Here is an 8,582-nt window from a genome sequence, read left to right as displayed (position 1 = left end):
GACCAAGGTGACCAGCACCGTGACACGCAACGGCAGGGACAGTGAAGAGCACCATCATCAACCGATGGGGAACTACCACGGCCGGCTCCAGCCAGGCGACTGTCAGCCCCGGAACACCCCTGCCGCGCAGGGGCCACCCGGGCGGGCCTCCAAAGAATGAGCGGCCGCACCCCCTTCGCAGCGCGAAGGGGAGACACCCAATCAATCATCATGTCACCGGGCCACAGACCCGGCGGACCCAGGTAAGTCTGGTTGCCTCTTCGCTACCCCCACCACCCGCGCCACGCCACATCACCCCCCGCCCCGCCCCCAGGAAGGACCCACCACCCGCCCGAACGAACACCCTCCGCAACCCACAGCTCCCACCCGGGGCCAGCCACATGATCCACTCCCGGGCAGATGCGTCAAGGACGCCTCCGGCGCCGCTCCGCGGGCGCTACGCGCTCCTTGACCCACCCACCCGCTCACGGAAACCGGCAGCTGTCCGGGCAGGCAGCACACCCCACCACGCCCAAAACCACACCAACCAACCACTTGCCACCCCGAAACGATGCAGGTAAGTCGCGAATCGGCCTGCCCGGGTCGCTGCAGCCTCAGCCGTGGGGTTTGGTCGTTGGTGTGTGGTGGCGGTCCGGGGCGGCAGAGCGGTTGGGCAAAAAGTGTCCATATCTGTTCATCGGTGTGGAATTGTGAACAGATCGGTCGTAGGGTCGATGTCTGTGACCTACGACCACAGTTATGTCGAAGACTTTGCTCCGGGTGTGGGTGTGTTGTCCCCGCGGGCCTGGCTCGATGATGATTCTGCTCGGGTGCCGCTTGGTGGTGAGTGGAGTTTCCGGCTTTCGCCCAGCCTGGCCGAGGCGCCTGATGACCTGAAGGAGCCCGATGTCTCCGGCTGGGACATGATCAGCGTGCCGGGGCACTGGCAGCTGAGCGGGTACGGCGCTCCGGCGTACACGAATATCGACTACCCGTTCCCGCTCGAGCCGCCGCACGTGCCGACGGCCAATCCGACCGGCGACTATGTGCGTACCGTGACCGTGCCGGCCGACTGGGCCGGGTCTCGCGTCGTGCTCCGGTTCGAGGGGGTCGACTCGCGGTTCGCCGTGCACGTCGACGGCAACCTCGTCGGCTGGTCGTCGGGGTCGCGGTTGCCGAGTGAGTTCGACCTCACCGACTTGGTTGCTCCGGGCAACGAGGTGCGGATCGCCGTACGGGTGCACCAGTGGTCGGCGGGCAGTTACGTCGAGGACCAGGACATGTGGTGGCTGTCCGGCATCTTCCGCGACGTCACCCTGCTCGCCCTCAAGCCGCAGGCGCCGACCGACGTGTTCGTGCACGCCACGTACTCCGACGGCTCCGGAACGCTGAAGGTCGACTCGGACGTCCCGGGCACCGTCGTCGTCGAGGAGCTGGGCCTGGAGTTCCCGACCGGTTTCGAGACGCCCGTACCGGCCGTCGAGCCGTGGAGCGCCGAGAGCCCGCGGCTCTACGACGCCGTACTGCGTGCCGAAGGCGGCGAGGTACGCCTCAGGCTCGGGTTCCGCACGGTCGAGATCGTGGACGGTGTCCTGACCGTCAACGGCAACCGGGTGCTCTTCAACGGCGTCAACCGGCACGAGTTCCACCCCGATCGCGGCCGGGCGCTGACCGAGCAGGACATGCTCGACGACGTCCTGGTGATGAAGCGGGCCGGCATCAACGCCGTCCGCACCAGCCACTACCCGCCGCACCCGCACTTCCTCGACCTGTGCGACCAGTACGGCCTGTACGTCGTGGACGAGTGCGATCTCGAGACGCACGGCTTCGGCTATGAGCCCGAGCCGCCGAACCTCCCCAACCCGGTGATGGATCCGCGCTTCGAGACCGACCTGGTCGGGCGGATGCGCCGGATGGTCGAGCGGGACAAGAACCACCCGAGCATCGTCATCTGGTCGCTCGGCAACGAGTGTGGGATGGGCGACAACCTGCGCGCGATGTACGCGTTCGCGCGCGATCGCGACTCGTCGCGCCCGGTGCACTACGAGCGGGACACCGAGGCGGAGTTCGTCGACATCTACTCGCAGATGTACACCTCGCTGGAGGGCGTCACCGCCATCGGCGAGGACATGGCGTCCTACCGGGGTCTGCCGTTCATCCTGTGCGAGTACGGGCACGCGATGGGCAACGGGCCGGGTGGTCTGTCGGACTACCACGCGCTGTTCGAGAAGTACCCGCGCTGCCAGGGCGGATTCATCTGGGAGTTCATCGACCACGGCCTGCGGACCTCGGTGGACGGCAAGGGGTTCTACGCGTACGGCGGTGACTTCGGCGAAGAGATCCACGACGGCAACTTCGTCTGCGACGGCCTGCTGTTCCCGGACCGTACGCCGTCGCCCGGCATGCTCGAGTACACCAAGGTGATCGAGCCGCTGGTGATCGGCGGCGACTCCGGCGTCGTCAACATCACCAACCGCTATGAGGTACTCGACACCAGCCACCTGACCTTCCGCGTCGTCACAGAGGTCGCCGGCGAGCGGATCGGTGCGGGTGTGCTCGACGTACCTGCCATCGCACCCGGCGGCACTGTGTCGGTCGCGCTGCCTCCGGCAGACGCCTCTCATCCGGAGACCTGGGTGACTGTGACGGCTGAGCTCACCGAGGCCACTCAGTGGGCCGACGCCGGTCACCGGATCGCCTGGGGTCAGGTGCGACTCGACACTCCCGCCGCCGACCAGCCCCGGCACGCCGGTGGCGCCACTGAGGCTGCTGCAGCGAGTGGCGAGGCCCGGCACGCCAGGGCCGAGGCTGTCGGCGAGGGCGGCACGGCAACCGGCGCAGGCATCAGCCTGGGCGAGCTGCCGGTCCGGAACCTGCGACTGGACGTCTGGCGAGCGCAGACCGACAACGACGCGATCCCGGGTGTCGCCGACGCCTGGCGAGAGGCCGGGCTGCACCGCGTGCAGCACCGGGTGGTCTCCGAGGGCGTCAAGGACGGCGCCTGGGAGGTAGTCACCCGTACTGCGCCGCCCGCTCTCCAGTGGGGCTTGGTAGCCACTTGGCGCTTCACCCACCTCGCCGAGGGCTCCCTCGGGCTGGACCTGTCCATTGAGCCCGAGGGGCAGTTCCCGGCGACCCTGCCGCGCCTGGGCATCACCTTCGAGCTGCCGAAGGTCAGCCAGGTCGAGTGGTTCGGCACCGGACCGGGAGAGGCGTACGTCGACACCCGTGCAGCTGCGGCCGTCGGCAAGTACTCCGCGACGGTCGACCAGCTGCAGGCGCCGTACGTGCGTCCGCAGGAGAACGGCCACCGCATCGACACCCGCTGGGCCCAGCTGGACTCACTGCGGATCGAGGCAGCTCCCGACCTCTTCGGCCTGACTGTCCGCGACTGGACCAGCGCAGACCTGCAGAACGCGAAGCACGCCCCTGACCTGGTCGCCGGCGACACGACGTACGTGACTCTGGACCTCGCCCAGGCCGGCATCGGCTCCAACTCCTGCGGCCCAGCCCTACCGGACCGCTACAAGCTCCACACCGCAGCCGCCTCCCTGTCGGTGAGGTTCAGCGTCTAGCATTCCCGACCACAGCGCCCTGACCGCTACTAGCGGGCAGGGCGCTGTGCTAGTTCATGGCGCCAGGTGCTGCGGTGGCGAGCCCGGCTTCGGATGCGGCTGTCAGGAGGCGTTTGTCATAGGTGACCAACGCTGTCAGCGTCAGACCTTCGAGTACGAGGGTCTGGGCGCTGGCGAGGTGGATCGCATCAAGGGTCCGCAGGAGCGGGTCCGGATAAGCGGCAGCGGTGGTGCGGACGGTTTCGTCCATCGGAACCCGGTTGAGCTTCGCGAGCAGGGTGGGAACGGCCACCAGGCGGCCCGGATCGGTACGGCGTAGCGCGCGGGGGACCTCGATCTCGACCAGGGTCGAGGCCACCAGCGTCTTGTCCTGTTGGTCGATCAGCCAGTCGTGCAGAGCCTTGGTCTCGGCCTCAGGCCGGATCAGCTTGACGATCGCGGCAGTGTCGAGGTAGATCACAGACGCTCCTCGCGCAGGTCCGAGACGATCTGCGTGGAATCGGTCGTCAGGTCGGCCTCCCCGCCTGGGAGGGCGATTGGGCCGGCGTCGGTTGCGGGGATCAGCCGTCCGCGACCGACCAAGCCTTGCAAGTCGGCCGATGCGACGCTGATCGGAACCAGCAGAGCGGTCGGCTTGCCACTGACCGTGATCTCCAGCGACTCGCCGCCGGACACTCTGGCCAGCACCGCGCTGGTGTGTTGGTTGAGTTCTCGTACTGGTATCCGGTCCATACGTTTAGTGTAGAACAGAACGTTCTACATTGGCATCGGCGGAGCCGTCGACAGGACCTGTCCACGGGGCCGACTAGGCTCACTTCCGTGCCGGAGGTGTATGACCCGTTGACTGATCCTGCACCGGCGCATGATCTGCGCGCGGTGTTGCGGATCCGGGCGTTCCGGCGGCTCTGGATCGCGTTCGGGTTGTCCAGTCTGGGGGACTGGATCGGGCTGCTCGCGCTGACCGCGATGGCGAAGGCGTTCGCGGGCGACGACTACCAGGCGGCGAACTTCGCGATCGGTGGGGTGCTGTTCCTGCGGGTGCTGCCCGCGCTGGTGATGGGACCGGTCGCGGGCTGGGTCGCGGACCGGCTGGACCGGCGCTGGACGATGATCGTCGGCGACCTGATCCGGGCCGCGTTCTTCGTCAGCATCCCGATCGTCGGCACGCTCACCTGGGTGCTGGTGGCGACCGTGCTGATCGAGATCGTCAGCCTGATCTGGGGCCCGGCCAAGGACGCCAGCGTGCCGAACCTGGTGCCCCGGCACCGGCTGGAGGCGGCCAACCAGCTCAGCCTGATCACGACGTACGGGTCGGCGCTGCCGGCGGCCGCGATCTTCACCGCGATCACGCTGGTCACCCGTGGCCTCGGCGACTTCTCGATCGACCTCGCCGTCTACGTCAACGCGGCGACCTTCCTGATTTCGGGGCTGGCGATCGTCTCGGTCGCGGAGATCGGCCGGGCCGGTACCCATGAGCACGAGCAGCATCCGACGCTGTGGCGCACGATGGTCGAAGGCTGGTCCTACGTCACCGGTACGCCGGTGGTTCGCGGCCTGGTGGTCGGCATCTCGGGCGCCTTCGCGGCCGGTGCGGTCGTGATCGGCCTCGGCCGGACGTACGTCGAGGACCTGGACGCGGGCGACCCGGGGTACGGCGTGCTGTTCGGAGCCGTCTTCGGTGGCCTGGCGCTGGGCATGGGGTTCGCGCCACGGCTCTTCTCCGGGCTGTCGCGGCGACGGTTGTTCGCCGCCGGATTGGTCGGGTCGGGGGTCGGGCTGGCCGGGCTCGCGCTGATCCAGCAGATCGAGATCGCGACGATGATCGCGATCGTGCTCGGCTTCTGCGCCGGGGCCTCCTGGGTTTCGGGGTACACGCTGCTCGGGCTCGAGGTGCCGGACAACGTGCGCGGGCGGACGTTCGCGTTCGTGCAGTCCGCGGTCCGGACCGTGCTCGCGGTGACGCTGGCGGTGGCGCCGTTCGTGGCCGGCGCGATCGGCCGCCGCACGCTGTCGGTCGGGGACAGCTCGATCACCTACAACGGCGCCGCGATGACGATGCTGATCGCGGCCGTGCTGGCCAGCGTGATCGGTCTGGTCGCCTGGCGGCAGATGGACGACCGCCCCGGCGTACCGTTCTGGCGGGATCTGCGTCGCAGCTTCGGCAAGACGCCCGGTGTGTACCCGACCACCGGCCTGTTCATCGCACTCGAAGGCGGTGAGGGCGCGGGCAAGTCGACGCAGTCCGCGCTGCTGGTCGAGTGGCTGACCGAGCATGGCCAGCAAGTGCTGCTCACCCGCGAGCCAGGCGCCACCGACCTCGGCAAGACGCTGCGCCAGATCGTCCTCGACCCGGCGACCGGCGACATCTCGCACCGCGCCGAAGCCCTCCTGTACGCCGCCGACAAGGCCGAGCACGTCGACTCCGTGATCAGGCCCGCACTGAAATCGGGCGCCGTCGTCATCACTGATCGGTACGTCGATTCCGCGCTCGCCTACCAAGGCTCCGGGCGCGACCTCGAGCTCTCCGACGTCGAGCGGGTGAACCGCTGGGCCACCGACGACCTGCGCCCCAACCTGACCATCCTGCTGGACCTGGCGCCCAAGAGCGGGCTCGGCCGGTTCAAGGAACGGGACCGGATCGAGGCGCAGTCCGCCGACTTCCACGAGCGCGTGCGGACGGCGTTCCTCGAGCTCGCGGCCGCCGAGCCACAGCACTACCTGGTCCTCGACGCGACCCAGGATCGCGCCCAGCTCGCGGCGCAGATCCAGGCTCGCCTGCTCCCGATGTTGCCAAAGGTGGGGCCGCTATGACCGTTTGGGACGATCTGGTCGGGCAGGAGCCCGCGGTCGCCGTACTGCGCAAGGCCGTTGGCGGGGCGTCGGCGCGATTGCGTGGCGAGGGTGGCGCGGCCACGGCCGGGATGACGCACGCCTGGCTAATCACCGGGCCGCCGGGATCGGGCCGATCGAACGCGGGCCGGGCCTTCGCCGCCGCGCTGCAATGCGTCAACGACGGCTGCGGCGAGTGCGCTGTCTGCCGTACTGCGCTCAACGGCGCGCACCCCGACGTCTCGCTGATCCGCACCGAGCTGCTGTCGATCCGCGTCGGCGAGATCCGCGAACTGGTCCGCCGGGCCGCGATGAGCCCGACCCAGGGACGCTGGCAGGTGATGGTCATCGAGGATGCGGACCGCCTGACCGAGCAGGCCGCGGACGCGTTGCTGAAGAGCATCGAGGAGCCGGCGGCGCGGACGGTGTGGGTGCTTTGCGCGCCGACGGTCGAGGACGTCGTACCGACGATCCGGTCCCGCTGCCGCCTGCTCGTACTGCGCACCCCGCCGGTGGCCGCCGTCGCCGAGATGCTGACCCGGCAGTCCGGGACCGATCCTGAGCTGGCGGGATTCGCGGCGCGGGCGGCGCAAGGACATATCGGCCGGGCGAAGGCACTGGCACGCGATGAGCAGGTCCGCGGCCGGCGGACCAAGGTGCTGGAGGTCCCGTTCGAGTTGCGCGACATCGGCACCTGCCTGAACGCGGCGCAGCAACTCGTCACCGCGGCCAAAGAGGAGTCCAAGGCCAGTGCCGCGAAGGTCGACGAGCGCGAGCGGGCCGAGCTCGAGCAGGCCCTCGGTGTTGGCACGAAAGGCGCCAGGCCACGCGAGGCCGGTGCGGCGCTGAAGGAACTCGAGGACCAGCAGAAGGCGCGGGCCAAGCGGTGGGAACGCGACGTCCTCGACCGGTCGCTGGTCGACATGATGGCCTTGTACCGCGATGTTCTGGTCGTTCAGACCGGTGCGGGCGCGGAACTGATCAACGGCGAACTGCGGACGGACATCGAACGGCTGGCCGGCCGGACGAGTCCCGAGCAGACGATCCGCCGGATCGATGCGCTGACCGGTTGCCGGGAGGCGATCGAGGGCAATGTCGCGCCGCTCCTGGCGCTCGAAGCGATGACGATCGCGCTGTTCGAGGGCTGAGACACGCGTCTGGGTTGCGGACAACCCTGTAACGAAGGTAGTGGCCCCGCCGATGTGTGGGTGGCGGACCCCGCCGTCCGGCGCGACCCTTCCGAAGGATGCTCCTTGACCCAACCGCCACCGCCGATCCAGCCGGTGCGGACTCCGCTTCCATCGGCTGAGTCCTGGCTGGCGGGCGTGCCGACGCCCGCGCAACGCCGGCTGGATCGCTATGCCGTGGCGGCTTTCGCGACCAGCCTGCCAGGGCTGGTGCCGATCGCGATGGTGCTCGGGCTGATCGCGTTGCCGCGGGTCCGCAAGTCAGGGGCGCGTGGGCGCGGGCTGGCGATCAGCGCGCTGGTGATCAGCGCGTGCTGGCTGATCGCGATCGGACTCGCCGCCGCGCTCAACCTGCAAGGCGAACGGCGCGCGGGGATCGGCCGCAGTACGGTCATCTCGCAGGTGCAGGTCCAGCAGTGCTTCGACGCGGAGCTGGAGGTGGCCACGTTGCGCCAGGTCAAGATCGCGGACTGTGCCGTGCCGCATACGGGTGAGGCGTACGCGAAGGTCCGCGCGATGCTGACCGGACTGTCCACGCCACAGAAGGGCGCGGTCGCCACGCAGCAGTGTGCGACCGCTTTCCAGACCTTCGTCGGCAAGTCGTACGAGCGGTCGGAGCTGGACATGTACTACGTCGTCCTGGAAGATCGTGCCGTTGCTGATGGCAACGTCCTGTGCATGGTCGGGAAGCCCGGCGAGCAGTTGACCGGCTCCATGCGCGGTTCTCAGCGTTAGTACCTCCGGCACGGGACACTAGGAGCCTGCTGAATAACCTGCGTGTTGGCCCGGTCGTGTGGTGACCGTGCTGGGACGATTGTGGGGTGCAGGGTTCAGCTGGGGTTGATCAGGAGTTGATGGACGCTCGGGCGTTGGTCGGGCATCTGGTGCCGGCCGGGAGCGTGTTCGGGTTCTTGGCTGAGCATCGTGGTGAGGTGTTCCCGGCCGGGTTGTTCGAGGATCTGTTCCCGAGCTCGACCGGGCGGCCGAGTCTGCCGGGTGAGGTCGCGGCGTC

At 68.7% G+C, this 8,582-nt stretch carries 6 protein-coding genes and 1 pseudogene; 5 read left to right on the top strand and 2 right to left on the bottom strand.

Annotation, left to right across the window (positions count from 1 at the left end):
• Positions 1 to 809 precede the first annotated feature (809 nt).
• Positions 810 to 3,554 carry a glycoside hydrolase family 2 TIM barrel-domain containing protein gene (locus tag A3ES_RS0144830; protein ID WP_020393371.1) on the top strand — a complete coding sequence of 915 codons (2,745 nt, stop codon included), beginning with the start codon at positions 810 to 812 and terminating at the stop codon, positions 3,552 to 3,554.
• Positions 3,555 to 3,603: 49 nt separating this feature from the next.
• Here the strand turns inward: A3ES_RS0144830 and A3ES_RS0144825 are convergent, their stop codons facing one another.
• Positions 3,604 to 4,014 carry a type II toxin-antitoxin system VapC family toxin gene (locus A3ES_RS0144825; RefSeq protein ID WP_020393370.1) on the bottom strand — a complete coding sequence of 137 codons (411 nt, stop codon included), beginning with the start codon at positions 4,012 to 4,014 and terminating at the stop codon, positions 3,604 to 3,606.
• The gene (locus A3ES_RS0144820; RefSeq protein WP_020393369.1) at positions 4,011 to 4,286 is read right to left on the bottom strand and encodes a type II toxin-antitoxin system Phd/YefM family antitoxin; all 276 of its coding nucleotides are present in this window, start codon (positions 4,284 to 4,286) and stop codon (positions 4,011 to 4,013) included. Before A3ES_RS0144820 ends, A3ES_RS0144825 begins: the two co-directional genes overlap by 4 nt.
• Before the next feature lie 87 nt (positions 4,287 to 4,373).
• On the opposite strand from A3ES_RS0144820, the gene tmk reads away from it, so the two are divergent.
• From tmk to A3ES_RS54835, 4 genes and pseudogenes are all read left to right on the top strand, one after another.
• Positions 4,374 to 6,365: a dTMP kinase gene (gene tmk, locus A3ES_RS0144815; RefSeq protein ID WP_020393368.1), complete on the top strand. Its 1,992-nt coding sequence runs from the start codon at positions 4,374 to 4,376 to the stop codon at positions 6,363 to 6,365.
• The gene (locus tag A3ES_RS0144810; protein WP_020393367.1) at positions 6,362 to 7,531 is read left to right on the top strand and encodes a DNA polymerase III subunit delta'; all 1,170 of its coding nucleotides are present in this window, start codon (positions 6,362 to 6,364) and stop codon (positions 7,529 to 7,531) included. The genes tmk and A3ES_RS0144810 overlap by 4 nt, the downstream gene beginning before the upstream one ends.
• Positions 7,532 to 7,636: 105 nt before the next feature.
• The gene (locus A3ES_RS0144805) at positions 7,637 to 8,305 is read left to right on the top strand and encodes a DUF4190 domain-containing protein (RefSeq protein ID WP_020393366.1); all 669 of its coding nucleotides are present in this window, start codon (positions 7,637 to 7,639) and stop codon (positions 8,303 to 8,305) included.
• A gap of 86 nt (positions 8,306 to 8,391) precedes the next feature.
• Positions 8,392 to 8,582: pseudogene (locus A3ES_RS54835) on the top strand (IS5/IS1182 family transposase); the annotation flags it as partial.

The sequence above is a fragment of the Kribbella catacumbae DSM 19601 genome (assembly GCF_000372465.1).
GTDB classification, from domain to species: Bacteria; Actinomycetota; Actinomycetes; order Propionibacteriales; family Kribbellaceae; genus Kribbella; species Kribbella catacumbae.
Note: the sequence above shows the minus strand (reverse complement) of the source record. Positions and strands in the feature narration are given on the sequence as shown.

Excerpts from the sequence above, each read along its gene's own strand:
- A3ES_RS0144810 (WP_020393367.1), top strand. The coding sequence starts at position 6,362 with ATGACCGTTTGGGACGATCTGGTCGGGCAGGAGCCCGCGGTCGCCGTA.
- A3ES_RS0144820 (WP_020393369.1), bottom strand. The coding sequence starts at position 4,286 with ATGGACCGGATACCAGTACGAGAACTCAACCAACACACCAGCGCGGTG.